The organism is Sulfitobacter sp. CB2047, assembly GCF_000735125.2.
Classification (GTDB): Bacteria; Pseudomonadota; Alphaproteobacteria; order Rhodobacterales; family Rhodobacteraceae; genus Sulfitobacter; species Sulfitobacter pontiacus.
The window spans coordinates 2,715,052-2,739,984 of record NZ_CP072613.1 but is presented as its reverse complement, the minus strand read 5'-3'; the positions used below and the strand labels follow the sequence as shown (position 1 = coordinate 2,739,984).

General features: G+C 59.4%; 20 protein-coding genes and 2 pseudogenes. 17 read left to right on the top strand and 5 right to left on the bottom strand.

Translation table 11 applies throughout. From position 1 onward, the window contains the following. Positions 1–60: 60 nt before the first annotated feature. A complete protein-coding gene (locus IV89_RS13460; RefSeq protein WP_037943485.1) occupies positions 61–906 on the bottom strand; it encodes an enoyl-CoA hydratase/isomerase family protein in 846 nt (281 codons plus the stop codon). Between the two features lie 381 nt (positions 907–1,287). Between IV89_RS13460 and IV89_RS13455 the strand changes: the two genes are divergently transcribed. From IV89_RS13455 to IV89_RS13430, 6 genes are all read left to right on the top strand, one after another. Beyond that, positions 1,288–2,277: a thiamine pyrophosphate-dependent dehydrogenase E1 component subunit alpha gene (locus IV89_RS13455; RefSeq protein WP_235183752.1), complete on the top strand. Its 990-nt coding sequence runs from the start codon at positions 1,288–1,290 to the stop codon at positions 2,275–2,277. A gap of 15 nt (positions 2,278–2,292) precedes the next feature. Beyond that, the gene (locus tag IV89_RS13450; protein WP_037943486.1) at positions 2,293–3,312 is read left to right on the top strand and encodes an alpha-ketoacid dehydrogenase subunit beta; all 1,020 of its coding nucleotides are present in this window, start codon (positions 2,293–2,295) and stop codon (positions 3,310–3,312) included. Between the two features lie 76 nt (positions 3,313–3,388). Then, a complete protein-coding gene (locus IV89_RS13445) occupies positions 3,389–3,622 on the top strand; it encodes a biotin/lipoyl-containing protein (RefSeq protein WP_005851830.1) in 234 nt (77 codons plus the stop codon). Beyond that, positions 3,619–4,290 (top strand): 2-oxo acid dehydrogenase subunit E2, encoded by a 672-nt coding sequence (locus tag IV89_RS13440; RefSeq protein WP_037943488.1) that lies wholly within the window; start codon positions 3,619–3,621, stop codon positions 4,288–4,290. The genes IV89_RS13445 and IV89_RS13440 overlap by 4 nt, the downstream gene beginning before the upstream one ends. Further along, the gene (locus IV89_RS13435) at positions 4,287–4,985 is read left to right on the top strand and encodes a hypothetical protein (RefSeq protein ID WP_037943489.1); all 699 of its coding nucleotides are present in this window, start codon (positions 4,287–4,289) and stop codon (positions 4,983–4,985) included. The genes IV89_RS13440 and IV89_RS13435 overlap by 4 nt, the downstream gene beginning before the upstream one ends. Before the next feature lie 56 nt (positions 4,986–5,041). Then, positions 5,042–5,344, top strand: a complete 303-nt coding sequence (locus IV89_RS13430) for a DUF1330 domain-containing protein (protein WP_037943490.1) — start codon at positions 5,042–5,044, stop codon at positions 5,342–5,344. Positions 5,345–5,554: 210 nt separating this feature from the next. On the opposite strand, the gene IV89_RS13425 is transcribed toward IV89_RS13430, so the two are convergent. The 3 genes from IV89_RS13425 to IV89_RS13415 all read right to left on the bottom strand — a co-directional run bounded on the left by IV89_RS13425 (position 5,555) and on the right by IV89_RS13415 (position 9,090). Further along, positions 5,555–7,321 (bottom strand): sigma 54-interacting transcriptional regulator, encoded by a 1,767-nt coding sequence (locus tag IV89_RS13425; protein WP_160171651.1) that lies wholly within the window; start codon positions 7,319–7,321, stop codon positions 5,555–5,557. A 167-nt stretch (positions 7,322–7,488) separates the two neighbouring features. Beyond that, entirely contained in the window at positions 7,489–8,271 is a 783-nt protein-coding gene (locus IV89_RS13420; RefSeq protein WP_037943494.1) for an SDR family NAD(P)-dependent oxidoreductase, read from the bottom strand. A gap of 42 nt (positions 8,272–8,313) precedes the next feature. Continuing rightward, a complete protein-coding gene (locus IV89_RS13415) occupies positions 8,314–9,090 on the bottom strand; it encodes a CmcJ/NvfI family oxidoreductase (RefSeq protein ID WP_037943495.1) in 777 nt (258 codons plus the stop codon). A 157-nt stretch (positions 9,091–9,247) separates the two neighbouring features. Between IV89_RS13415 and IV89_RS13410 the strand changes: the two are divergent. From IV89_RS13410 to urtE, 11 genes and pseudogenes are all read left to right on the top strand, one after another. Continuing rightward, positions 9,248–9,373 (top strand): annotated as a pseudogene (locus tag IV89_RS13410) (LysR family transcriptional regulator); the annotation flags it as partial. A gap of 36 nt (positions 9,374–9,409) precedes the next feature. Then, positions 9,410–10,048: pseudogene (locus IV89_RS13405) on the top strand (IS3 family transposase); the annotation flags it as partial. A 193-nt stretch (positions 10,049–10,241) separates the two neighbouring features. Continuing rightward, on the top strand, positions 10,242–11,294 hold the full coding sequence (locus IV89_RS13400; RefSeq protein ID WP_037943496.1) for an IS110 family transposase: 1,053 nt from the start codon (positions 10,242–10,244) through the stop codon (positions 11,292–11,294). Positions 11,295–11,592: 298 nt separating this feature from the next. Further along, positions 11,593–12,663, top strand: a complete 1,071-nt coding sequence (locus IV89_RS13395; protein WP_037943498.1) for a malate/lactate/ureidoglycolate dehydrogenase — start codon at positions 11,593–11,595, stop codon at positions 12,661–12,663. Positions 12,664–12,828: 165 nt separating this feature from the next. Then, positions 12,829–13,965: a TAXI family TRAP transporter solute-binding subunit gene (locus IV89_RS13390; protein WP_037943500.1), complete on the top strand. Its 1,137-nt coding sequence runs from the start codon at positions 12,829–12,831 to the stop codon at positions 13,963–13,965. A 94-nt stretch (positions 13,966–14,059) separates the two neighbouring features. After that, positions 14,060–16,054 carry a TRAP transporter fused permease subunit gene (locus IV89_RS13385; protein ID WP_037943501.1) on the top strand — a complete coding sequence of 665 codons (1,995 nt, stop codon included), beginning with the start codon at positions 14,060–14,062 and terminating at the stop codon, positions 16,052–16,054. A gap of 328 nt (positions 16,055–16,382) precedes the next feature. After that, a complete protein-coding gene (gene urtA / locus IV89_RS13380) occupies positions 16,383–17,675 on the top strand; it encodes an urea ABC transporter substrate-binding protein (protein ID WP_005851848.1) in 1,293 nt (430 codons plus the stop codon). A gap of 75 nt (positions 17,676–17,750) precedes the next feature. Next, positions 17,751–19,685, top strand: a complete 1,935-nt coding sequence (gene urtB, locus IV89_RS13375; RefSeq protein ID WP_037943502.1) for an urea ABC transporter permease subunit UrtB — start codon at positions 17,751–17,753, stop codon at positions 19,683–19,685. A gap of 3 nt (positions 19,686–19,688) precedes the next feature. Beyond that, on the top strand, positions 19,689–20,855 hold the full coding sequence (gene urtC / locus IV89_RS13370) for an urea ABC transporter permease subunit UrtC (protein WP_037943503.1): 1,167 nt from the start codon (positions 19,689–19,691) through the stop codon (positions 20,853–20,855). Then, positions 20,852–21,604: an urea ABC transporter ATP-binding protein UrtD gene (gene urtD / locus IV89_RS13365; protein WP_037943507.1), complete on the top strand. Its 753-nt coding sequence runs from the start codon at positions 20,852–20,854 to the stop codon at positions 21,602–21,604. Before urtC ends, urtD begins: the two co-directional genes overlap by 4 nt. Beyond that, positions 21,597–22,292 (top strand): urea ABC transporter ATP-binding subunit UrtE, encoded by a 696-nt coding sequence (gene urtE, locus IV89_RS13360; protein ID WP_037943508.1) that lies wholly within the window; start codon positions 21,597–21,599, stop codon positions 22,290–22,292. The genes urtD and urtE overlap by 8 nt, the downstream gene beginning before the upstream one ends. Here the strand turns inward: urtE and IV89_RS13355 are convergent. Next, the gene (locus IV89_RS13355) at positions 22,289–24,685 is read right to left on the bottom strand and encodes a PAS domain-containing sensor histidine kinase (protein ID WP_037943513.1); all 2,397 of its coding nucleotides are present in this window, start codon (positions 24,683–24,685) and stop codon (positions 22,289–22,291) included. The genes urtE and IV89_RS13355 overlap by 4 nt on opposite strands. Between the last annotated feature and the right edge of the window lie 248 nt (positions 24,686–24,933).

Genomic DNA, 24,933 nt, shown 5'->3' with positions numbered 1-24,933 from the left:
GAAAGAACCGCACCGTGAATACTGGCGCGGTTCTTGAGTAGTGCCCTTAAAAAGGGGAGTTTAGTTGATGTCTTGAACCTTCATGACCAGATCGCCCCAGTTGCGCTGGTTCTCGATGTCGTGCTCAAGCCCTTGTTCGTCAGCCACTGTGAAACGCTTGATGGCCGGGGTTTTGCTGGTCGCTTGATAAAGCCAATAGGCCTCAGCCTTCAGGGCTTCTTCAATTGGTTTGTCGATAGATTCGTAAACCATCTGCTTACAGGCGTTAATCGAAGCCGCGGGAAATTTGGAAATGCGCCGCGCCAGCGCGTCAACGTAGGGCCCGATCTCATCGGGTTCGAGCGCCTTGTTGATTGTGCCGAACCGTTCCGCATCATCTGCGTCGTAATCATTTGCGCTAAGGATAATTTCCAACGCTTTGCCCAAACCTGTTTGACGGGCCATGCGCGACGCGCCGCCTCCACAGGGCAGAATGCCCATGCCGACTTCCATTTGCATAAACTTGTACTTGCCACGCGCGGCGAACCGCATGTCGAGCGCCAGTGCCAGTTCATGGCCTCCGCCACGTGCAAACCCTTCCAGCTTCGCAATGGTCGCTTGCGGCACCCTGCTAATCCGTTCGCATACCATTTGTAGGTCAAGCAATACCGCGTTTTCGCGCGAAACGGCTTCGATCGCCATATCTTTAAGAAGCTCCGTATCGTAATGCGCCACCCAGATTTCGGGGTGCGCCGACTGGAAGATTACAACCTTTGTATCGCGGTCCCGCTCAAGCCGCATTGCAAGGCTGTTCAGGTCGGCGAGCATCTCTTGTCCCTGAACGTTGACCGTTCCATAATCGAACGTCACGGTAGCGATGGCATCTTTGACATCGACGCTAAACGTTGTGAAATTCTCGTACTTCATAGCATCTCTCCGTTGTGGTGCCCTGTTTTGCGCGGGGCTTGAGTTGTGAGCCGAAGCTCTTTTTCGTGCCCCTATGATGAGATGATCCAAATTTTGGATAAACGGGGGTGAAGTTAGCTACAGAATTCGGATTTTGAATATAAATTGCGTGCCGCTTTATTGCTGAGTCGATGTCCGTCTTTCTTCGACGCGCAGAGCAATTCCTGCTCAAGGTGCGCCACACTCTGGATCAAAGTGTCTCAAACTGTCTCACGGTGAGACAGTTTGCGCGATCAAGCCCCGCGTGGGCGTCAGCGTCATTGTTCCGCAGCCCAACAGGTTCAATCCTACTTCCAGCGTTCATGCGGCAGGGAGAGGCCGCGCACATGGGAGGAGGAATTCATGTCACCAACACGCGAAGAACAGCATTGGATGTATCGCAATATGGTCACGAGCCGGAGGTTCGAAGAAGCCATTGCGAAGATCTATTTCGAGGGAAAATCACCGGCGTTCAACATGGCCAATGGGCCGATCCCGGGTGAAATGCACCTGTCCGACGGGCAGGAGCCAGTGGCGGTGGGGGTTTGTGCGCACCTGACTCCCGAGGATGTGGTCACAGCCACCCACCGTCCACATCATCAGGCCATCGCCAAAGGCGTCGATCTGGACAAAATGGCCGCCGAGATCTTCGGTAAGAAAACCGGCTTATCCGGTGGTCGTGGCGGACACATGCATCTGTTTGATGACAATGTGAACTTTGCCTGTTCTGGCATTATCGCGCAGGGTATGGGCCCCGCCGTCGGCGCGGCGCTGAGCCGTAAAATGCAAGGCAAGCCGGGCGTGGCCGTGGCTTTCGTCGGTGAAGGCGCGGTGAACCAAGGCGGCTGGCACGAGGCGATGAACCTTGCCGCCGTTTGGAACCTGCCCTTTATCTGCGTGGTCGAGGATAACGGCTGGGGCATTTCTGTCGCAAAAGAAACCGCCAGCAGCATCGGCAGCCATGCAGACCGCGCGGCGGCTTATGGCATCCCTGGCAAACGGATTGAGGGCAACGACCCCTATGCCATCTTTGAAGCAGCAGGCGAGGCGATTGCCCGAGCACGAGCGGGTGAAGGCCCATCGCTGCTGGAATGCGAAACCTACCGTTTAGCGGGCCACTTTATGGGTGACGCCGAGGCCTATCGCCCCGAAGGGGAAAAGGACGCGCTGTTTGAAAAAGATCCGATCCCGAAAATGAGGGAAAGATTGCTCGCCGAAGGTTCTGCCAGTGAGGCGGACTTGGACACGATCGAGGAAGAATCTGCTGCGCGCGTTGATGCCGCGATCAAGTTCGCCCGCGAAAGCGATGATGCAGCCCCCGAAGATGCGCTGACGCGCGTGTTCGCAGCATAAACGGGAGGGAGAGACATGACCAAATCGAACGAGAGAAAACTGACCATCGCCCGCGCCATGGCCGAAGCCACCGCACAGGAAATGCGCATCGATCCCTCCGTCTTTGTGATGGGTGAGGACATCGGCCCTCTGGGTGGCGTCTATGGCAACACCCGTGGGTTAATCGAAGAGTTCGGGGCGGAACGCATCCGCGACACACCGATTTCGGAAACTGCCTTTATCGGTGCCGCTGTTGGTGCGGCGCAGGATGGCATGCGTCCGGTGGTCGAACTGATGTTCGTCGACTTCTTTGGCGTCTGCTTTGATGCGATCTACAATCTGATGGCCAAGAACATCTATTTCTCCGGCGGCAACGTGAAAGTGCCAATGGTTCTGATGACCTCAACCGGTGGTGGCTATTCCGATGGCGGCCAGCATTCGCAGTGTCTGTACGGCACCTTTGCTCACCTGCCCGGAATGAAGGTTGTGGCCCCATCCAATGCCTATGACGCCAAAGGGTTGATGACGGCCGCCATGCGCGACGACAGTCCGGTGGTTTACATGTACCACAAGGGGCTACAGGGCATGGGTTGGCTTGGCACCGAGGCGGGGGCGACTGTGCATGTGCCGGAAGAGACCTACACTCTGGAAATCGGCAAGGCCAAGGTCGTGCGCGAAGGCAAGGATGTATCCATCGTCAGTTGCGGCATGGGCGTTCACAACGCTTTGAAGGCCGCCAAGAAGCTTGAAGAACAAGGCGTCAGCGCCGAAGTCGTCGATCTTGTCAGCCTTGTGCCGCTGGACCGTGACACCATCCGCGCCAGTGTCGCCAAGACCGGCAGGCTGATCGTCGTGGACGAGGACTACATGAGCTATGGTCTGTCCGGCGAAATCATCGCCTCCGTGACCGAGCATGATATCTCGGTTCTCAAGGCCGCGCCGAAACGCGTTGCCTTCCCCGATGTGCCGATCCCATTCGCGCGGGTGATGGAGCAGTTTTGCCTGCCCAACCCTGACAAGATCGTCGCTGCCTGGGACGAGATGCAAGCGGCCTGAGCCGAACCAAAACCAACAAATCACTAATCAACGGGGTCGCATGCAGCGCGACCCCGAACAGGAAAGGACACTTCAAATGGCAACAGATATCGTCATCCCATCCGACCTCTGGGAAGAGGACGAAGAAACAGTGATCACCGGCTGGCTTGCTGATGATGGCGCGACCGTCGAAGAAGGCGCGTTGGTGGTCGAGATTATGACCGCCAAAGTGCAATACGAGATCAACGCACCAGCCTCTGGCACCCTGCGGATCAAGGAAGAGGCCGATGCCGTTGTGCCCAAGGGTGCCGTCATCGGGTCGGTCGAATGACCAAAGTTGTCCCTCTCAAAGGCGTGCGCGGCATGATCGCGGATGCCATGGTGAAAAGCCTCGCGACAGGCGCGCAGCTGACCCACCACGGTAGCGCCGATGCGACGGCGCTGATGGCCGAAAAAACCCGTCTGGGCGCGGCAGGTACCAAGATATCTGTTGAGGATCTCTTGATGCTGGCTGTGGTGCGCGCCCTGAAAAAGAACCCCGAGGCAAACGGACGTGTCGAGGGGCGCGAGGTGCATTTGTCTGATGCGGTTGACCTGTCGGTGGCTATCGCCTTGCCCGGCAATCTGTTGGTCGCCCCTGCCATGTTCGGTGCCGATGCGATGGATGTAACCGAATTACGTGCGGCGCGGCAGGATCTGGCCACGCGGGCTAAGATCAACAAGCTGACCGTGACAGAAATGACGGGCGGCACATTCACCGTCTCCAACCTCGGCCTCACGCGGGTGGAACATTTCACGCCGATCATCAACGCAGGGCAAATCTGCATTCTTGGCATTGGGCGTATGACGGATCGCGCGGTACGGGGCGCGGATGGCGGGATCGAATTGCGCCCCCATGTGGGCCTGTCGCTGACCTTTGATCACCGCGCGCTTGATGGTGCACCAGCGGGTGATCTGCTGACTTCCATCTGCGAAGAGATTGAAGGGATGGCGGTGTGAACGCACCTCTCACATATGTGGAGGGCGTGGCCGAGGGGCTTGCCCTTGAGGCAGCGGCCTTCGCGGCGCAAGGCGCTGTAACCTGTCTCTGGAGCCCACGCCGCCGCGCGCTTGTCTGTCCGGCAAGCCTGAGGCTCAAGCCCGGATTTGAAACGGCGAAGCGTAATTCAGCCAAGCGCGGCTGGCCGTTGCATCTGCGCCCCACGGGCGGCGGCGCGGTCCCCCAAGGTCCGGGGGTGTTAAACCTCGCGCTGGCGTTTACCGCTGATCGGACGTTCTCCATTGAGGATGGTTACCGCCTGATCACACGGCTCATTCAGAATGCAATCCCCGCCGGTTGGGCGACGGGTGCGACCCCGAACAGTTTTTGTGACGGCGCATGGAACCTGTCCTTGAAGGGCCGCAAAGCCGTTGGCACCGCGCAGCGCATACGCCCTGTTGGCAACCGGCAGCGCCGCATTCTGGCGCATGCGCTGATTTTGGTGGAGGGCGATCTGGCCGCCGGGGCAGCAGCCGTCGATGCGTTTCACCGCGACCTTTCCCTTGGCCCAATTGACGCGAGTGTTCACACGACGTTGGACAGGGCCATCCCGTCGCAGCGTGATCCGATGAACACATTGGCCGCATCACTCAATGAAATAGCACAGCGCGACATTCTGCGCGCAACACAGCATTTAGGTCGCCGAGCGGCCTGAACCCAAACCCGCGTTAACAACAAGGGTAATCGATACCAAAGAGGAGGAACCAACCCATGACAGCCTATTCAGTTCTGGCCGTGACACCCACCGACGACAGCTGGATACCCGGCTATATCGAGCCGGTCGGCAAGATCATCGCCAAACATGGCGGCAAGTATATTGCGCGCACAACCAGCCACGAACAGGTCGAGGGCGAAGACCAGCCCGCAGCCCTGCGCGTGATCCTTGAATGGCCGGATGCGCAAGCCGTCCGCGACTTCGTGAATGATCCGGACTACGCGCCCTATCTCGAGGCCCGCCACAAGGGATCGACCAGCGTTCATTTCATCATCGACGGCAAGGACGAACTTGCCTGAGAACCCTAAGATACCCAGCGGCGTCCTTGCGAATTCCGCTCCTGCCGACGGCCTGTGAGGACGCCAAGAAAAGTCAAATAAACCCACAATGTGATTGTGATCTGTACTCTATCACACCTCGCGCGTGAGGCTCGTCGAAATGACAGAGCAACGCGCTCCGGTCGCCTTCGACAGGCGGTCCTTCTTTACGCGACGGTGGGCCGGCCTGCTTCAGGTCGGCCGCCGGATCTCGTACATTTTCAGTTTCCGGTTAATCGTTGCGCGCCCCATGCCAAGTACGCGAGCAGCTTCGCTGACATTCCACCGACTGTTGCTGAGCGCATCAAGGATCATGCTGCGTTCGTCATAGACGGTTACCGGACTGGCGGGTACAATGGCGCAAACCGGTTCCGGTATCGCAGAGGCCAGAGGAGCGCCAACACAGGCTTGTTGCAAATCAAGCAGGTTGATCCGGTTGTCCTGTGCCGTTGCCAATGCGTTTTGAAGCGCGCCGCGCATTTCGCGGACATTGCCATGGAAGGGTAGGCGACAAAGCGCATCTTTGGCCTCGGCACTGAAGGTGACGTTGCAACCGGTCAGCTGCGCGCACAGGGCCTGTGCCAGAACCTCGGGATGTTCACGCCTTCGGAGGGGGGGCAGGAAGACCTTTGAGCCTGTTAGAAGATAAAATAGGTCGTCTCTGAAATGCCCCGCGTTGACGGCGTCTATCAAAGATTTGCGGCTGGTGGAAACCACACGCAGGCGGCTGTCATGCCCATGGTCATCCGTTTGGTGGCGGTGTTCTTCCTGTTCATTCAGGAAACGTCGCAGCTCTGCCTGCGAAGCGCGCGGCAACTCGTCCACATTGTCAAACACCAAGGTCGCGCGGACGCCCTTGCCATAGGACATTCTTGAAACGACGCGGGCTTGCTCAATGACCCTGCGCAAATGGTCTGTGTCGGCGTCACTCTCGCCAAGCGTCGCACAATCCAGATCGAAAACCGGTGCGTCAGGGGCATCGGTTTGCAGCAATGCGGCCACAAGCGCGGATTTCCCGGTTCCGGTTTCGCCTTCCAGATGCAGCATGGCTGTGTCTTCCAACATGGTTCGCGCACGGCGACAGGCGGCAGCCATGCTATGACTTCCGGTCGCCAACTGCTGTAGCGATGGCGGCAAGCGCGGTTTGCGCGCAGGGCTGGGCGGCAGCGGCTTGGACACCCGTTGGGGTGCGGCGGTCTTTGGCACAGCAACCGTCAGGTTCACGGCGGCCCCATGATTGGCTGGAATCGAAAGTACCCTCTCGGGCACATTCACCAGCCGATTGCTGTCGACGTGAAAGATCGCCTCGAACGCCTGACCTCTCAGCGATGCAGCGTTTGCACCGTCAAGGCAGGCGGAAACGGTCGAAGTGGCACCGATAATCATCCCTGCCTCGTTCACGGCGACCAGTGCATCTTCGGAGAGGACGTGATCACGCCCCACACGCGAGACCGTCACAAGCATCGCGTCGTTGAATTCCTTTTCAAACAGGTTGCGCTGAATGCGATGCGCAGTATTTGCCAACAGCTGCTGCCCAAACAGATAATCCGCGCGATTGCCCCGATCGACAGAGACAAGATTGATTGCACCAATCATCCCCCCGCTGGCATCCAGCACCGGAACGCCGGTACAGGCGAACTGTCTGAGCGTCGAAAAGTAATGATCCGCACCGCGCACAGTGATTGCGTGGCCCGTCCGCAAGGCCATGGATACGCCGTTTGTACCGGCCACGCGTTCGTCCCAACATGACCCAAGAGCGATGCCGTTCCATCCGTCAGAGCCACTCGTCGCCCCGCTATGCTCAATCCGAACAGAGACGCCATCGGCGTCGGTGACAACCAGACAATGACCGATTTCGCCCGCGACCGAAGCGAGATGTTGAAAGAAGCCCTGCCTGCCGCCGGTGCTCTCGACAATCTGTTCAAGTCGGGGGGCAACTTCGGAGGATTGGAGGCGCATGATAGGCCGCCCGGTATCGTGCCGCAGGTTATACTGCCGCGCACACCGGTCCCAGGATGCGGCAATCGCATCCGTTTGATTTGAGGTAATGAAACCTCTCATCACGTCTCCTCCCGACTCTTAGCTTAATGCGCAATCCCCTTGATCGGCAAACGTTTTGGGACGCCTCAGGTGCCAGCCAGCTCGCGAATAGCCGCCATCAGTTGCGCGACATGTGCGCGGTCGGCGGCGGCGGGATGGGGCCGTGCGATGCGTCCTGCGTCGTTGTCGTAATACTGCCCCGAGGCATTGGCAAATTCCTCGGACACTGCCGCACGGCGCAGGATGTCCGCCCCGATCCGCAGGTCATTGCCCGCCATTCCATAGGATTCCTTAACCATTTTTGTGGCAAGAAGAGACCCCGGGTTGACCGAGACAAACATCGGCCCTTCGGGGTGTTCGCGCGCCAATTCCTGCGACCAGATTGTCAGCGCCAACTTGCTTTGTGCGTAGGCTTCGCTGTGGCCAAGCTGCTGTTCGCCACGCAGGGCGTCGATGTCGACAGGGGCTTGTGCAGCTGAGGAAAGGCTCACCACGCGACCGTCTTTTGGAATGATCGGCAGCAGACCAACGGTCAAAGCCCAGGGCGCGATTGTGTTGACCATGAAACGCACGTCCAGCCCGCTGTCTGTCTGTGTGTTGGGAACCTTCAGAACCCCGGCATTGTTGATCAACACATCCAGGGTGTCATGTTTGGCACGGACATCTGCCACCAAGGCGTTAACATCCTCCAGCAGCGAAAGGTCAGCGCGGTAGGTTTCCGGATCGCCCCCGACCTCGCGTGCCGCGGCTTCCAACTTGTCCGCGCTGCGCCCGTGCAACAGGACGTTGTGGCCCTCAGCAGTCAGCGTCTTGGCTGTCAAAAGGCCGATCCCGTCCGTCGCGCCGGTGATAAGAATTGTCTTGGTCATGTGAATGTCTCCTCAGGTGTGCAAGGCGCGGCTGGGCGCTCTTTAATAGCGAACCAACGTACGGCTCTCGATGCTTTGGCGGGGCGCCGTGACTGTCGGGTCCTCGACCAGATCAATCGCACTGTGGCCAACGCAGGGGCGGCCGGAATTGTCGTAGATGTTGAAAAACGCGACCTCGTCAGGCGTCATCCGTGAGCGGTAAACCCATTCGTGCGCGTCGTCTTTTGCCAACCCCATCACCTGGCCCTTGCGATCGGGGTAGATCAAGTCAATCACGATCCAATCTGCGTCTCTGACCGTCGACGGCCGAATGAAGCCAAGCGGAGCCGAATTGATCGGGTTCGCGATCGGGCGCCAGACGTTGATAAAGGCATAATGACCCTGCGCCCATTCATCGGCCTGTCCAGGGCCCAGAATATCCACAAGACGCCTTTCCGCACCCTCGCGGCTATAATCGCTGTGGACGTGGCGGGCCGGGCGGCGCTTGGCCTGCGGATCATCGATGCGGACTGTATGATCAAAGGTGATCACCTCTTTTGCGCCAACTTCCTGTTCCAATAGATCGGCCAGTTCGGCATCATATCGGCTTTGCCAATTGCCACCTTTGAAATCCAATATAGCCGTTGGGGAGTTGGCAAAAGCAAAGCCATCCTCTGCAAAATCCGTGGTGGCCTCGCAGTTCCGTTGATCCTTCACTGCGATCTTGGCAGCGAAAAACTCCGGCTCGATGAGGTTGCCAGCAATGCCATCCACATCAATTTCGAACGCCTGCCGAAACGGCTTGTGGACGTGATAGTTTACGGTTCCGGTCTGTGTCATCAGAGCCTCCTTTCCATCATGATCGGGCCAGTCTGCTCGGCGGATTACCGCAAAAGCCTTGAGTTGATGTCATCCTTAGGATGCGAATTTATACCTTGTTTTTCGCGCAATAAACTGCCGAGAGTGGAGTTCACTTTCTTGATTTTGGGTATAATCGATGGACACCGATCACCTGCGATTATTTGTAATGGCAGCAGAGCGGCTCAATATTAGCGCTGCGGGTCGTGAACTTGGCCTTGCACCTACAGTGGCAAGCGCCCGCCTCGCCAAGTTGGAAACTGAACAGCCCCTAGATTTGTAGACGCTTTCTTCCCTAACTTTGAGGCAAGGAAGCCGTTATGGGAAGCCAAATTTCAGTGAAGATTTCAAGCGCGATGCAGTCCATCAGATAACAGTGCGGGGGTATGCCGTTCGCGAGGTTTCGGAACGGTTGGGCGTTAGTACATACTCGCTCTACAAATGGATGAAGCTCTACGCCAAAGCTGCGTCACAGACATCATCTGTTGACCACGAAGCTGAGAGCCGCAGGCTCAAGCGTGAGTTGGCCCGTGTGGCCGGGATCCGCGCAGAGATCGGGTACAAACGTAAGCTGGGCAAGTATGGTGGAAGGCCGTCAGTCGTCGTCGACAACACGTTAGACCGGCAGTTTGATGTCACAGCGCCAGACACCGCCTGGGTGTCCGATATCACTTACATCAAAACCTATGAGGGGTTTCTCTATCTGGCGGTTATCATCGACCTCTACTCACGACGTGTGATCGGCTGGGCGACACAATCGCAGCAACCAACAGACCTCGTGCTGCAAGCCCTTCTGATGGCTGTCTGGCGACGCAAACCTAAGCGACGCGTCCTGATCGATACGGATCAAGGCAGCCAATACACCAGCAAGGACTGGGCGGCGTTTCTGCGGGCCCACAATATCGAACACTCGATGAGCAGGCGCGGGAATTGCCATGACTGTGAGTATGGTATTGCGGCTTGATGGCCTGACCCATGTTACGATTGACTGCGTGTCATTGCGTTGACGTGTCGACCATCAAGTCGCCCCGGCAACGGGCGAGATGTGACCTTATAGGAGCCTGACGGGTACGCCCCATCACAGTCCTGTCCCCTCGGATCGGTGCCTGGGCATTCTTAGCAAAGAGGGCAGCATGAAGACCACACACCCAGTTATTATCGGCATCGACACGCACAAGGCCAGCCACGTCGCTGTGGCGATTGATACGCAAGGCACCCGCTTAGCGACGCTCTCCATTCCAACCAATCCGAAGGGGTATTTAGAATTGGAGCGTTGGTCTCAGTCTCTTGGGAAAGTTCAGGCATTCGGGATTGAAGGCACCGGTTCTTACGGCGCAGGTCTTTCGCGATCGTTGCTCGCCCACGGCCACAATGTCATTGAGGTCACGCGTCCAAATCGGCAACTGCGATACACGCAGGGCAAGACAGATAGTTTGGACGCGGAAGGTGCCGCACGTTCCGTTCTTTCTGGGCAAGCTACGGCACGACCGAAGACACAGACGGGGTCATCAGAAATGATTCGCCATCTGAAGATTGCACGTGATACCGCAGTTAAATCGCGCTCGCAGGCAATGGTCACCCTGAAAACACTGATCATAAATGCACCCGCCGATTTGCGCGACGCACTGAATCATATCCGTGGGAAAATCGCACTAATCCGGCACATCGCCGCCTTTCGACCTGGTGATATCGACAATCCATTGGCCTCTGCTAAAGCCGCCATGCGTGCATTGGCGCGTCGTTGGCTGTGGCTGCACGAAGAGATTATTGCGCACGATAAGGAACTGGAACGGCTTGTCACAGAACGCGCACCAGAGTTAATGGCATCCCACGGCATTGCCACTTTGACGGTCGCACAGATGCTGATCCTCGTTGGCGATGATCCAACACGCATTCGATCAGAGGCTGCCTTCGCTAAGCTTTGCGGGGTTTGTCCCATTCCGGCATCGAGTGGGAAAACACATCGGTTCCGACTGAACCGGGGCGGCAATCGCCAGGCCAATGCTGCCCTCTATCGTGTTGCCATTGTCAGGATGCGAAGCCACGAACCGACACTGGCTTATGTCAAGAAACGCACAAAAGACGGGAAGAGCAAGAGCGAGATTATTCGTTGCCTAAAACGCTACATCGTGCGCGAAATTTATAGCCAGCTTTGCGTCCCAAAATCGTCCCAGATCAAGGCTTGACGAATATAGGAGCTTCAATGCGCGCGTCCATTGTCCTCGGACCAATGGCGGACAAAGACTTGCCTGAGAGCTTCTTCAACCTGCTCAAACGGGAACGCAACGGGGAAACCCAAGCTGCCCCTGGGCGCCGTTTAAACCCTCCGTTGAAAACTTCCCCGCCGTAGAGGCCGACGTTGGCTCTTTCCGCTTCCGATGACCCTCCGGCTTGCAGTTTCCGCTTCTTGGCGCGAGGCTGCGATCGGGGGCGTTCGCTTTGGGAGAGGCGGCGTGGACAGCATATTTGGGGGAGGACAGACCGATGGCGGTTGATGCGGGGCGGTTGACGGATTTTGCGACGGCAATTTTGGCGTATGCAGGGAAGGATGCAGGGCGGGCGGCGAAGGTTGCGGCGCGGTTGGTGGGGGCTAATCTGGCGGGGCATGACAGCCACGGGGTGGGGATGATACCCGCCTATGTGGACGGTATTCTTGCAGGGCAGTTGGACGCTGCGGCCGATATCGAGCTGGTGCAGGACAAGGGGCCGTTCCTCTTGGTCGATGGCCACCGTGGCTTTGGCCATATCGTGGCAGAGCAGGCGATGACGCTGGCGATTGATCGCGCGCAGACCCACCATTTCGCGATGCTGTCCTTGCGCAGCAGCTTCCACCTTGGGCGGTTGGGCGACTGGGGCATCATGGCGGCGGAGGCGGGGTTTATCTGCATCCTTTACGCGAATGTTCAGTCCGCGCGCCCCCTCGTGGCACCGTTCGGCGGCAGTGATGCGCGGTTTGTCACCAACCCTTACTGCACGGCGATACCGGCAACCGAAAAGCATCCGATGTTTGTGCTGGATATGGCGACCAGTACCATCGCCATGGGCAAGGCGCGTGTCGCTCAGCTTAGCGGCAATCCTGCGCCCGAAGGGGCGTTGATTGATGCGCAGGGTAATGCCACGCGCGATCCGTCGGTGGTATCTGACGGTGCGGGCGGGGCGTTGACGGCCTTCGGGCAGCATAAAGGGTTCGGGCTTGCCTTGCTGGGGGATATCTTAGGTGGATCGTTCAGCGGGGGCGGGGCCTATGCGCCCGAGCGCGAGGTGCCCGACCGGATCGTGAACAACATGATGGCGATCTTGATCGATCCGAATGTCTTTGGTCTTGCGCAAAGCTTTGGTGTGGATGTGGACCGCTATACAGATTGGGTAAAAGCATCCCCCGCAGCGCCCGGAACGGCGGGGGTGCAATTCCCCGGCGACCCCGAAAGGCGCAGCACGGCAGAGCGATCGGCCAAGGGTATTCCGCTGGATGCAGGCACATTGGCGCAACTGACGGCGGCGGCGCGCAAGGCGGGTGTTCCCGCGTCAGAACATCTCTGCTCTACCTCTGATTGACGTCACCCTGCGCAATCGCGCCTCTCGCGGTCTTTTGTTGACTCAAGGAAAGGCGCGCTCTTATCCTTTTCCACAGGGCGGAACCACGTTTCACAAGAAAACGGGCCGCTAACCTTGCCGCAAACGCGAATGTTTTGCGCCGCAGGAATTTCTGGGAGGAAAGATATGAACGTATTGAAGACGACGGTCGTGGCATTTGGGTTCACGGCTTCCATGGCGTTCGCGCAGGATCTGGACCTGCCGCGTCAACTGAGCTGGACAGCCTATGACACCGGGTCGGCGGGCTATAATCAGGCCGTGGCAATCGGTGCTGCGTTGCAAGATGCGGCGGGGGTGAACTTGCGCGTGCTGCCGGGCAAGAACGACGTGTCGCGCACAGAGCCATTGCGCCAGGGGCGGGTTGAATTCTCGGCCACGGGTGTGGGCGGTAGTTTTATGGCGCAGGAAGGTGTGTTTGATTTCGGAGCCGAAAACTGGGGCCCGCAGCCGATCCGGGTGCTGCTGGCGAACAACGGCGGCGCGATCAACCTTGCGGTCGGTGTCGCGGGCGATCTGGGGATCGAGACCTATGCCGACCTCAAGGGGAAGCGCGTGTCCTATATCGTGGGTGCCCCTGCGTTGAACGTAAACACCGAAGCCTATCTGGCCTATGGCGGCTTGACATGGGACGATGTGGAGCGGGTTGATTTCGGGGGGTTCGGGGCCAGCTGGACCGGCCTGATCGAAGGGCAGGTCGATGCGGCTTTTGCGTCGACCAATTCGGGCAAGGCATATGAGGCCGAAGCGGGGCCGCGCGGGCTGTTCTGGCCGCCGATTGATCCCGACGACACCGAGGGTTTCGCCCGCATGCAGGAAATTGCCCCCTTCTTCACGCTGAACAAAGCCAAGGTCGGGGCCACCATCGACGGGACCGACGGCTATCAGGGCGCGGGCTATGCCTATCCGGTGCTGACCTCGATTGCTGCCACGGACGAAGCGTTGGTCTATAATATGACCAAGGCGATGGTAGAGCTGTTCCCGAAATATGACGGCAATTCCCCCGGCATCGGTGGCTGGGCGCTGGACAAGCAGAACATGGAATGGGTGGTGCCCTACCACGAAGGGGCGATCCGCTATTTCGAAGAAGTGGGCGCTTGGTCCGACACCGCGCAGGCGCATAACGACAAACTTGTGAAACGCCAAGAAGCGCTGGCCGCGGCATGGGAAGCGACGAAAGCATCCAACCCCTCTGACTGGGAAGCCGCCTGGTCCGAGGCGCGCCGCAAGGCCTTGGCAGACGGCGGGTTCTCTGTCGTTTTCTGAACCCTTTCAAAGTTTGGGGCGGGCTGGTCATGGTGCCGGCCCGTTCCTGCTGTGCCGCTCACCGGCCCGTACCCCCTAATATGAAAGCGTTTTTATGACCGATCCCGATACATTGCGCGCCCCGCAGCCGAAGTTCGAGGAGGTGGCGATTGACGGTGCCACCCCGGCGGAGCGGATCTCGGGGGTGGCACGTTGGGTCGTGGTGATCACCACGCTGCTGTCGCTGGTGCTGGTGGTCAACCAGCTGTTCAACCTTCAGCTTTTCGGGATTGTGCTGATCGACGGGCGGTATCTGTATATCCTCGGGGGGATGTTCCTAGCGTTGACGTTCCTTATCTTTCAGGCCCGCGGCGGCAAGGGGGGGGAGCCAACACTGCTGGACTGGGTACTGTTTGCCGCTTCGGTCGGGACCACGGGCTATCTGGCGCAGACCGCGCAGCAGAACCTGTCGCAGGGGTGGGAATATGCAGCCCCTGAAACGGCGCAATATGTCTCGGTCATATTCTTCTTTCTGATCCTGGAGGCAACGCGGCGGGCAGGCGGTCTGGTGCTGTTCCTGATCGTCACGCTCTTTGCCTTTTACCCGACATTCGCGGGCCACGTGCCGGACCCGTTTTCGGGCTTTCAAAGCACGTTTCTGCAAACGGTGTCCTACCATATCTATTCCGCCGAAAGCTCTTTCGGCATTCCGATGAAGGCGTTCGGCGGTGTTGTCATCGGCTTCATCCTGTTCGGCGCGGTGCTGCAACGGACAGGCGGCGGGCAGTTTTTCAATGATCTGGCGCTTGGCCTTGTGGGCGGCTACCGCGGGGGCGCGGCGAAAGTGTCTATCTTTGCCAGCGGCTTTATGGGGTCGATGTCCGGCTCTGTCATCTCAAATGTCTTGACCACGGGGGCGGTGTCGATCCCCGCGATGCGCAAGACCGGATTTTCGGCCAAGACCGCCGCCGCGACAGAGGCCTGCGCCTCGACTGGCGGGGTATTGATGCCGCCGATCATGGGGGCGACGGCCTTTGTCATGGCGTCCTTCCTGTCACGCCCCTATGTCGAAATCGCGCTGGCCGCCGCCATTCCGAGCATTCTGTTCTACTGGGGGCTTTTCGCGCAGATCGACGCCTACTCCGCGAAACGCGGGCTGCGCGGATTGCCCAAGCCCGACCTGCCACGGCTGCGTCAGGTGATGATCGAAGGCTGGCCCTATATCTTCGTTTTCGCGCTGCTGCTCTATATGATGATCGGGCTGCGGCAGGAATCCTCTGCGCCCTTCTATGCGACGGCGCTGCTGTTGGTGGTGAACCAGTTCCGCGCCAGCCATCGTCTGAACCTGAGCCGCCTTGGCAATATGATCGTCGGTGTCGGCATGGGGCTGTCAGAACTGACCGCGATCCTGCTGGGGGTCGGGCTGATCGTCGGGTCGTTCTCGGCCACGGGGCTGGCGGGCACATTGGTGAACGAGCTGGTGTTTCTTGCCGGCGACAGCACGTTGATCCTGTTGCTGATGGGGGCGATCACCGCCTTTATCTTTGGCATGGGGATGACGGTGACCGCCTGCTATATCTTCCTTGCGGTGGTGCTGGCCCCCGCGCTTGAGGCCGGCGGGCTGAACCAACTGGCAGTGCATCTGTTCATTCTCTACTGGGGCATGGTCAGCTACATCACACCTCCGGTCGCGCTTGGCGCTTTTGCGGCCTCTACCATGGCGGTGTCCAACCCGATTGCCACGGGGTTCGAGGCGATGCGCCTTGGCGGTGTCATCTATATCGCGCCCTTCTTCTTTGTGCTGAACCCTGCGTTGATTGGTCAGGCCCCCGCGTGGGAGGTCGTCGTCGCGCTTAGCTGTGCGATGATCGGAGTGACCCTGATTTCGGCGGCGCTGCAGGGTTACATCAGCCTTGTCGGCCCGATTGAAGGCCGTGGGGCGCTACCGATGCGGGTGGCGCTGTTCTTTGGCGGCGTTCTGATCGCCATGCCGCAGAACGATCTGGCCGGTTTGGGCTACAGCCTGTCCTTCCTCATCGGGGCCGCCCTTTGTGCGCTGCCGATGTTGCGGGCGTGGCAGGCGACCTCCGCCGCGCGCGTCACCCCCTAAGGCGAAGGTGCTGGCGCGCGCCTTTCCCCGGAGCCGTGTGCCTGCCGGTTACATTTTAGGCGATCCCGATCTTTGGTGCCAAAAAATGAGGCGCGGCTAGGGGCGTGTCCTGTGACATGCCATTTTTTCTAGCGACTCCGCCACTGCCCTAGGCATCTTGGCCTTGTGCCGACACAGGCAACACCGTCGCACGGCAAGCGATCCTGGCAGATGTAACAAGCCATGCGACGATCACAACAATATGCTGCGCCTCCTGTCTAACGTGCTTGGGGGCCCCGGAAAAGTGCGTTCTGACGCGCGGGGTAGCAGCGCCAACAGGGGATAGAAGATGACAACATTCACCAAACTCGCCGCCTGCGCGACCGCTGCATTGATGGGCTCCACCTCGCTGGTGATGGCGCAGGACTGTGCCGATCCGGTCAAGGTCGGCGTGCTACACTCGCTGTCGGGGACCATGGCGATTTCCGAGACGACGCTGAAAGACACCATGCTGATGTTGATCGACGCGCAGAACGAAAAGGGCGGCGTATTGGGCTGCGAAATTGAGGCGGTCGTGGTTGACCCTGCCTCCGACTGGCCTTTGTTCGCAGAGAAGGCGCGCGAGTTGCTGACCGTGAACGAGGTCGACGTGATCTTTGGCAACTGGACCTCTGTGTCGCGCAAATCCGTGCTGCCCGTGATTGAAGAGCTGAACGGCCTGCTGTTCTACCCCGTGCAATACGAGGGCGAGGAATCATCCAAGAACGTGTTCTACACGGGTGCCGCGCCCAACCAGCAAGCGATCCCTGCGGTTGATTACTTCCTCGAAGAGCTGGGGGTCGAGAAATTCGCCCTGCTCGGGACCGACTATGTCTATCCGCGTACCACCAATAACATTCTGAAATCCTATCTGATGTCCAAGGGCATTGCCGAAGAAGACATCTTTGTGAACTACACCCCGTTTGGCCATTCCGATTGGGCCACGATCGTGGGCGATGTCGTGGCACTGGGCCAGGACGGCAAGCAGGTGGGCGTTGTGTCGACCATCAATGGGGACGCGAACATCGGTTTCTACAAAGAGCTCGCCGCGGCGGATGTGTCGGCGGATGATATCCCCGTCGTTGCCTTCTCGGTGGGCGAGGAAGAGCTGTCGGGGCTCGATACATCGAACCTTGTCGGGCATCTGGCGGCGTGGAACTACTTTATGTCCGCAGACACCCCTGCAAACGCTGAGTTCATCGAACAGTGGAAAACATCCATCGGCGACGACAAACGCGTGACCAATGACCCGATGGAGGCGCATTACATCGGCTTCAACATGTGGGTGAATGCGGTTGAACAGGCTGGCACCACCGATGTCGATGCCGTGCGCAGCGCGATGTACGGGCAGACCTTCCCGAACCTGACCGGCGGCACCGCCGAGATGCTGGTGAACCACCACCTGTCCAAACCCGTGCTGATCGGCGAGATCACGGCAGACGGTCAGTTCGACATCATCAGCCAGACCGATCCGGTGCCCGGCGACGCCTGGACAGACTTCCTGCCCGAAAGCGCTGTGCTCACCTCCGATTGGAAAGATCTGGAATGCGGCATGTACAACACCGAAACGGAAACCTGCGTTCAGCTGACCTCTAACTACTGATCCTGAACGCCGGGGCGGGCAGGCTGACTGGCCGCCCCATCACCTTATTTCCCAGACTTACCACAAGGGTTCCCTATGTTCCGCCACCTGTTAATGCTCCTCTGTTGGGTGGGCATCGTGGGAACGGCACAGGCGCAAGATTTGCAGCCCGTGCTTCAAGCTCATGCCGATGAAATTGCCAAACCCTCGCGCAGCTCTGTCTCTGTCGCGCTGGATGATCTGGTTGCCTCCGGTGCGCCGCAGGTCAGCGCGTTTCTTGAACGCTGGCAGGACAAAGGGGTCTGGCAACGCGACGCGGATGGTGTGTTCTTTTTCGGCACCGAGACAGGCGACACGCTGGCCTTGCGCGATATCGACAGCGATGCGGAAAGCACGGCACCGGCAAGCGGGTTTTCGCAGCTGAAACCCAATGGCGGTGTGCGCCGCCTGATCGGCACCGCGCTTGTGCAGTTCCAACTGACCGACCCTGATCTTGCACGCCGTCAAAGTGCGGTCGATTCCATCGCCCGCCGCCCGGAGGCGGACCAACTGGCCTTCCTGCGCGCCTCGATCGAGGCAGAGACAGATGCGGCGCTGAAGGCCCGCAAGATCCAGTTGACCAACTTCCTCTCTGCCAGTTTTGGCGACACAGCCGCCGACCGTATCGCCGCGATCACGTCAATGGCCAGCGATACCTCGATCGAGGCGCGGGCGGTGATGAACCAGATTCTATCGACCAAAACAGCGACGCCGTCTGAAACACCCACCGGCAACGTCGCGCGGGTGCTGACACCGGGGGAGGATATTTCACCCGATGCGGCCTATGCGCAGCTTGTGGCGGCTGATCTGGCCCCGGCGCCTGTGCCCCCTGCCGCGATCCGCGACGCTTTGGCGGCGAACGTTGTCAACGGGCGTGTGGGTGGCATCCCGACAGCGCGGCTGAATACCGATGCGGCGCGTGCGACCGCCTATGCCGCACTCGCCGCTGCGGGCACCGTGCCACCGCTGGTGACTGCGCGGGACCAGCAAGATGCCATCGCGGGCATGACGTTCTACGAGGTGTATGACGAGCCCGACAGCGCCGTCACAGACGCCGCGCGGGCCGCGCTCGACAGCATCGAGACCCGCGTCGCCGCCGCGCAAACCGTTGACCTGACGCTGGACGCGTTGTCGCTCGCGTCGATCTATTTCCTTGCTGCTATCGGCCTTGCCATCACCTTTGGCGTCATGGGGGTCATCAACATGGCCCATGGCGAGTTTATCATGATGGGGGCCTATACCGGCTATGTCGTGCAGCTGTTCGTGCCCGATTATACGCTGTCGATCATCATCGCCCTGCCGCTGGCCTTTGCGGTCACATTCGCCGCCGGTGTGGTGATGGAGCGGTTGGTGATCCGGCACCTCTACCACCGTCCGCTAGAGACGCTGCTGGCGACTTTCGGCATCTCTATCGCTTTGCAGCAACTGGCCAAGAACATCTTTGGCACGCAGGCACGCCCGCTGACCTCTCCGGCTTGGCTGGACGGGGCGTGGGTGATCTCGGATGTGATCCAGATCAGCTATATCCGCATCGCGATCTTCGTGTTGGCGCTGCTGTTCCTGGGGCTGATCCTGTTTGTGCTGAAACGCACGCGACTGGGGCTAGAGGTGCGCGCCGTGACGCAGAACCCCGGTATGGCGGCCAGTATGGGTATCAACCCCGACCGCATCAACATGATGACCTTTGGCCTTGGCTCGGGCATCGCGGGGATCGCGGGGGTGGCCATCGGGCTTTATGCCAAGGTCACGTCCGAGATGGGGGCCGATTACATCGTGCAATCCTTCATGACCGTGGTCGTGGGCGGCGTTGGTAACGTCTGGGGCACGCTGGCCGGGGCCTCGCTTATCGGGTTCCTGCAAAAGGGGATAGAATGGTTCAACCCGTCCAATACCCTCGCGGCACAGACCTATATGGTGCTGTTCATCATCCTGTTCATTCAATTCCGTCCCAAGGGCATTGTTGCCCAAAAGGGTCGGGCAGCGGCGGATTGATCCATGCGTAAAACATTCATTTCTGAAAACCCTTCTGTCCTGTGGTTCATTGCGCTGTTGGGGCTGTTTACCCTCGCGGTCGCCATCGGGTCAGAGGCGACGGGCACCGGCCTTATCTCTACCTCTATGGTCAAGACATTGGGCAAAACGCTGTGCCTGTGTCTGATCGCCATCGCGATGGATGTGGTCTGGGGCTACTGCGGTATCCTGAGCCTCGGTCATTTCGCTTTCTTCGGCATCGGCGGTTACGCCATCGGCATGTGGCTGATGTATGCACGCACCGAAGGCATCGTATTAGCAAGCCTTGAAGGTCAGGTGATCCCGCCCACACCGCAAGAGGTGCAGGACGCCATCGGCAACCAGATCTTCGGCGTCGTTGGCAGCTCTGACTTTCCGTGGCTCTGGGCCTTTTCCGACAGTCTGTTCCTGCAACTGTTGATGGTGGTGGTTGTGCCGGGGCTGCTGGCGCTGGTCTTTGGCTGGCTGGCGTTCCGCAGCCGTGTCACGGGCGTTTACCTGTCGATCCTGACGCAGGCGATGACGCTGGCGCTGTCGCTGTGGCTGTTCCAGAACGACAGTGGTCTGCGCGGCAATAACGGGCTTTCCGGTTTGCAGAATATTCCGGGGTACGAAGACACCTCGCAGGCGACCATCAGCCTTGTGTTCTTTATGGGGTCGGCGCTGGCGCTGGCGCTTGGGTATATCCTGTTTGCATGGGTGGTATCGGGCAAGATGGGCAGCGTGGTGCAAGGCATCCGCGATAACGAGGCCCGCGTCCGCTTCCTTGGCTACCGTGTGGAACGCTACAAGCTGTTTATCTTTACCCTGACCGCCGTGATCGCCGGTATCGCCGGGGCGCTTTATTACCCGCAGGCCGGCATCATCAACCCGGCAGAGATCGCGCCGATTGCATCGATCTATCTGGCGGTCTGGGTCGCGATTGGCGGGCGCGGGCGGCTTTACGGCGCGGTGATCGGGGCGGCATTCGTATCCTTGCTGTCCAGCTGGTTCACGGGCGGCGGTGCCCCTGCCATCAATCTGGGGTTCTATACGATCCTATGGACCGACTGGTGGCTGGTACTGCTTGGCGTATCCTTTGTTTGCGTCACCTTGTTCTTCCCCAAGGGGATCGGCGGCCTGTTTGATTATCTGGTGAGGAAACCGTCATGAACGATACCCTGTTAGAAGTCTCCGGCGTGTCGAAATCCTTTGACGGGTTCAAGGCGATCAACAACCTGTCGATCCAGATCGCAGAGCCGGAACTGCGCGCTGTGATCGGGCCGAATGGGGCGGGCAAGACCACCTTTATGGACATCATCACCGGCAAGACGCGCCCCGACAGCGGCCATGTCGTCTGGGGGGAGCGGAATATATCGCTGCTTGGTATGTCAGAGGCGGATATCGCGAACGAAGGGGTGGGGCGCAAGTTTCAGAAACCCACCGTGTTCGAGGCGCAGACCGTGCGGCAAAACCTTGCGATGGCGCTGAAGAACCCGAGGGGGCCGCTGGCCGTCCTGCTGCACCGCAAGACCCCGTCCAACGCTGCGCGGATCGAAGGCATCGCGGCAGAGATCGGCCTGACCGACAGCCTGACCCGCATCGCCGGCGAGTTGAGCCACGGCCAGAAGCAATGGCTTGAGATCGGCATGCTACTGGCGCAGGAGCCGCGCCTGCTGCTGGTCGACGAACCCGCCGCCGGCATGACGGTTGAGGAACGCGAAAAGACCACCGATATTCTGAAACGTGCCGCCAAGACCCGCGCCGTGGTAGTGGTCGAACATGACATGGAATTCGTGCGCAGGCTCGACTGCAAGGTCACGGTGCTGCACGAAGGATCGGTGCTGGCCGAAGGCAGTCTTGACCACGTGACATCCAACCCGAAAGTGATCGAAGTTTATCTGGGGCGCGGCCATGCTTGAAGTTGAAAATCTGGACCTGCACTATGGTCAAAGCCGCATTCTTTACGAGGTGTCCTTTCAGGCCCCCAAGGGGCAGATCACGACCTTGATCGGCAACAACGGGGTCGGCAAGACCTCCACCCTCAAGGCGATTGCCGGGCGGCATCCGGCGTCGGCGGGCACGATCACCGTTGATGGAACTCCCGTGCGTTTGACCACAGCCTTTCAGGCGGCGAATGCGGGCATTGCCTATGTGCCGCAGGGGCGCGAGGTGTTCCCGATGATGACGGTGGAGGAGAACCTAGAGACGGGGTTTGCCTGCCTGCCCAAGACCGACCACCACATTCCCGATCACATTTACGATCTGTTCCCTGTCTTGCGGGACATGAAAGCGCGGCGCGGGGGGGATCTATCGGGCGGGCAGCAGCAGCAGCTTGCCATCGCGCGGGCTCTGATCACGCGACCGCGGGTCTTGTTGCTGGACGAACCGACTGAAGGTATCCAGCCCAATGTGATCCAGCAGATCGGGGATGCGCTGCGGTTGCTGCGCACCCAGGGCGAGATGGCAATTGTATTGGTCGAACAGAATGCCGATTTCGCCTATGCGCTGGGCGACAGCTTTATCGTGGTCGAAGGCGGGCGCAACGGGCCGCGCAAGCTGAAGGCCGATTACACCAAGGATATGCTGATCGCTGATCTGGCGCTTTAGGCCACCATCGCCACGTCGGGGTCTTCGGTCGAGGGGCAGGTGAACCAGAACACGGTTTCCTCCCCCGGCACACTGTCGAACCCGATCTCCCCGCCCATGGCCTCTACCAGATGGCGCGAGATATTGAGCCCAAGCCCGGTGCCACCGCGCTGGCGCGTGTTCGATGCCTCGGCCTGCGAGAACGGCTGGAAGATGCGTTCGCGGAACTCCTCCGAAATACCATTACCCAGATTGGTGACAGAGATTTTGGTCATGTCGCCCACTGGCGCTGTGGTCACTGTCACGGCGGTTTCGGGGTAGGCGAACTTGCAGGCGTTGGACAAGAGGTTGGTCAGCACCTGCATGATGCGGTTCTTGTCGGTCAGCACATGGTGATCGGGATCGGGCGTGTCTACGTCGATCTCGACCTTCCATTCGCTGGCATAAGGCTCTACCTGCTCGGCGGCGAGGGTGACGATATCGCCCAGCTTCTCCGGTTTCGCCACAACGGTCATGCTGCCTGCGTTGATCTTTTCCATGTCCAGAATGTCATTGACCAGCGCGACAAGCCGGTCGCAGTTGGCCGTGGCGATCTGCACCAGACGCACCGCGCCGGCATCCGGATCGTCCTGTGTCTGGGCCTCAAGCAGCCCCAACGCCCCCTTGATAGAGGTCAGCGGCGTGCGCAGTTCGTGGCTGACGGTGGCGACAAAGTCGTGCTTCATCTGTTCAAGCTTGTTGCTTTCGGTGATGTCGATCTGGATACCCAGCATCCGCAGGGCGCGCCCGTTCTTCGCCCGCTCTACCACGACCGCATCCGATTTGATCCAGCGCCAGTTGTCCTGACCAACGCGGATGCGAAAGCGGGCCTCGGCGCGGTCGGTCATCCCGTTCAGACAGGCGAGCTCGATCTTCTTGACCACCGCCGCATCGTCGGGATGCACATGCCGCATCTTATCGTAATAAGGGTTCTGACAGGCGGGGTCAGCGGGGTGATGCATGATGTCGCGCCATGTGTCCGACACCACAGATGTGCCATTTTCCAGATCAATGTCAAAGACCCCGATATGCGCACTGCTGAGCGCGAGGCTCCACCGTTGTTCGGTTTCCGCGATCTTGAGCGTGCGGCGTTCGCTGTCGGTGATATCGCGCAGCATCAAGGTGATACGCGTCTCTGCGTCGGCGGTAAGCCAGGTGTTCTTCTCGACCTCAAGTGTGCGGGGTTCTGTCGTACCTTTGTGGGGCGGCACCACGACTTTCACACCGCCGTCGGCGCGGTGGATGTCGACCTCGGGGAGCAGGTCTTGCACGAAGTCGCCCGTCGCGTCCTTGCGGTGCCCGGCAGCGATCAGATGCTGTCGCGCGGCATCGTTCAGATGCAGGATTTCCCCCGATTGCCGGACCGAGATAATCGGCAGCATCGCGTTTTCGAGGATCGATCGTTTCTCTTGGTGCTGCGTCTCAAGCTCGCGGGTTTTGTCGGCCACCGTCTGGTTGATTGTCAGATTACGTTTCAGGATCACCGACTGGATGATCAGGATCAGCGCCGTGATGGTCAGCGACAGCGCCAGCACGATCCATTTGGCGTTGTTCGGTTGCGCGGCCTCGAAGGCCGGGGTGCTGGCCCAGTGCAGGGTCATGCGTTGGCCATAGCCCGTATGGTCACGCGAAAACTCAAAGGCCGGGGCGGGGGCATCGCTGGCGACGGTTGGATCGTGCTGGAACGGGGTGCCATTCTCATCATAGAAGGACACATCCAGCGTGATGAGGTCATTTTGCGCGGCGAAGAGATCGCTAAAGATTTCGTCCACGTCGACCATCGCAAAGGCGACGCCCAGAAACGCCGCATCCGGATCGCGGGTGCCGTCAGAAGCGGTGCCGGGGCGGAAAATCGGTTTGATCAGCAGGGCATGGCAGTTTTCACCGTGGAGCGCAGGGGTTGTCGAAAGCGTCTTGCCGCTTGCATAGGTGGCGAGGGCCGTGGCCAGAAGATCTGAGTTGCTTGAAAACTCTGTCCCGACCATGCCGGCGAAGTTTTCCGTCGGTGTGGCGCGCTGGATCACGAAATCCTTCAGCGTGCCATCGGTTTCGTCATACACAGGGACGGCAAAGCCGATGGCGTCCAGCACGTAGGAACCGTCTGCAATATGGACCGACGTAGCGTAGGTCTCCATATCCTGCGCCGTCACCTCGTCAGAGGCAGCGACAAAGCCCGCGACACCGTCGAGCGTCCTGCCGTATTCGTCGGCGCGCCGCCCCATTGACGACAACCCTTGGCTGACCAGCGCGTGAAACCTGTCCTGCGCTTGGACCTGCACAGTATTGCCCGCCACAAAGAAGAACAAAAAGGAAAGCCCGATGCAGACGCAAAGGGTAAACAGTTGAAAGTAGGCTAGCTTGCGCGGAATTGTCATCGTTGCCCTGTCACTCAGTCCTGCACAGAGGGTTGTACGCTCTGCATCTCTTGAAATTCTCTGCCATCGTTAATGGTTTCTGAAACTGGCGGAATTATGGCGCTGTTGCTCATTTCACACAAAGCGCTTGCGGCCTTGGACGTGTTTGCAGCGCATATACCAAGGGTGTTTCGGGAACCCGCCGCTGTTTCGGGTCGTTTGTCTTGGGGATGTGATCAAATAGCCACGTGAGAACGGGCCTTTTGTGC

Coding starts and splice junctions, on each gene's coding strand:
- IV89_RS13460 (WP_037943485.1), bottom strand. CDS start 906: ATGAAGTACGAGAATTTCACAACGTTTAGCGTCGATGTCAAAGATGCC.
- IV89_RS13455 (WP_235183752.1), top strand. CDS start 1,288: ATGTCACCAACACGCGAAGAACAGCATTGGATGTATCGCAATATGGTC.
- IV89_RS13450 (WP_037943486.1), top strand. CDS start 2,293: ATGACCAAATCGAACGAGAGAAAACTGACCATCGCCCGCGCCATGGCC.
- IV89_RS13445 (WP_005851830.1), top strand. CDS start 3,389: ATGGCAACAGATATCGTCATCCCATCCGACCTCTGGGAAGAGGACGAA.
- IV89_RS13440 (WP_037943488.1), top strand. CDS start 3,619: ATGACCAAAGTTGTCCCTCTCAAAGGCGTGCGCGGCATGATCGCGGAT.
- IV89_RS13430 (WP_037943490.1), top strand. CDS start 5,042: ATGACAGCCTATTCAGTTCTGGCCGTGACACCCACCGACGACAGCTGG.
- IV89_RS13425 (WP_160171651.1), bottom strand. CDS start 7,321: ATGCGCCTCCAATCCTCCGAAGTTGCCCCCCGACTTGAACAGATTGTC.
- IV89_RS13420 (WP_037943494.1), bottom strand. CDS start 8,271: ATGACCAAGACAATTCTTATCACCGGCGCGACGGACGGGATCGGCCTT.
- IV89_RS13415 (WP_037943495.1), bottom strand. CDS start 9,090: ATGACACAGACCGGAACCGTAAACTATCACGTCCACAAGCCGTTTCGG.
- IV89_RS13400 (WP_037943496.1), top strand. CDS start 10,242: ATGAAGACCACACACCCAGTTATTATCGGCATCGACACGCACAAGGCC.
- IV89_RS13395 (WP_037943498.1), top strand. CDS start 11,593: ATGGCGGTTGATGCGGGGCGGTTGACGGATTTTGCGACGGCAATTTTG.
- IV89_RS13390 (WP_037943500.1), top strand. CDS start 12,829: ATGAACGTATTGAAGACGACGGTCGTGGCATTTGGGTTCACGGCTTCC.
- IV89_RS13385 (WP_037943501.1), top strand. CDS start 14,060: ATGACCGATCCCGATACATTGCGCGCCCCGCAGCCGAAGTTCGAGGAG.
- urtA (WP_005851848.1), top strand. CDS start 16,383: ATGACAACATTCACCAAACTCGCCGCCTGCGCGACCGCTGCATTGATG.
- urtB (WP_037943502.1), top strand. CDS start 17,751: ATGTTCCGCCACCTGTTAATGCTCCTCTGTTGGGTGGGCATCGTGGGA.
- urtC (WP_037943503.1), top strand. CDS start 19,689: ATGCGTAAAACATTCATTTCTGAAAACCCTTCTGTCCTGTGGTTCATT.
- urtD (WP_037943507.1), top strand. CDS start 20,852: ATGAACGATACCCTGTTAGAAGTCTCCGGCGTGTCGAAATCCTTTGAC.
- urtE (WP_037943508.1), top strand. CDS start 21,597: ATGCTTGAAGTTGAAAATCTGGACCTGCACTATGGTCAAAGCCGCATT.
- IV89_RS13355 (WP_037943513.1), bottom strand. CDS start 24,685: ATGACAATTCCGCGCAAGCTAGCCTACTTTCAACTGTTTACCCTTTGC.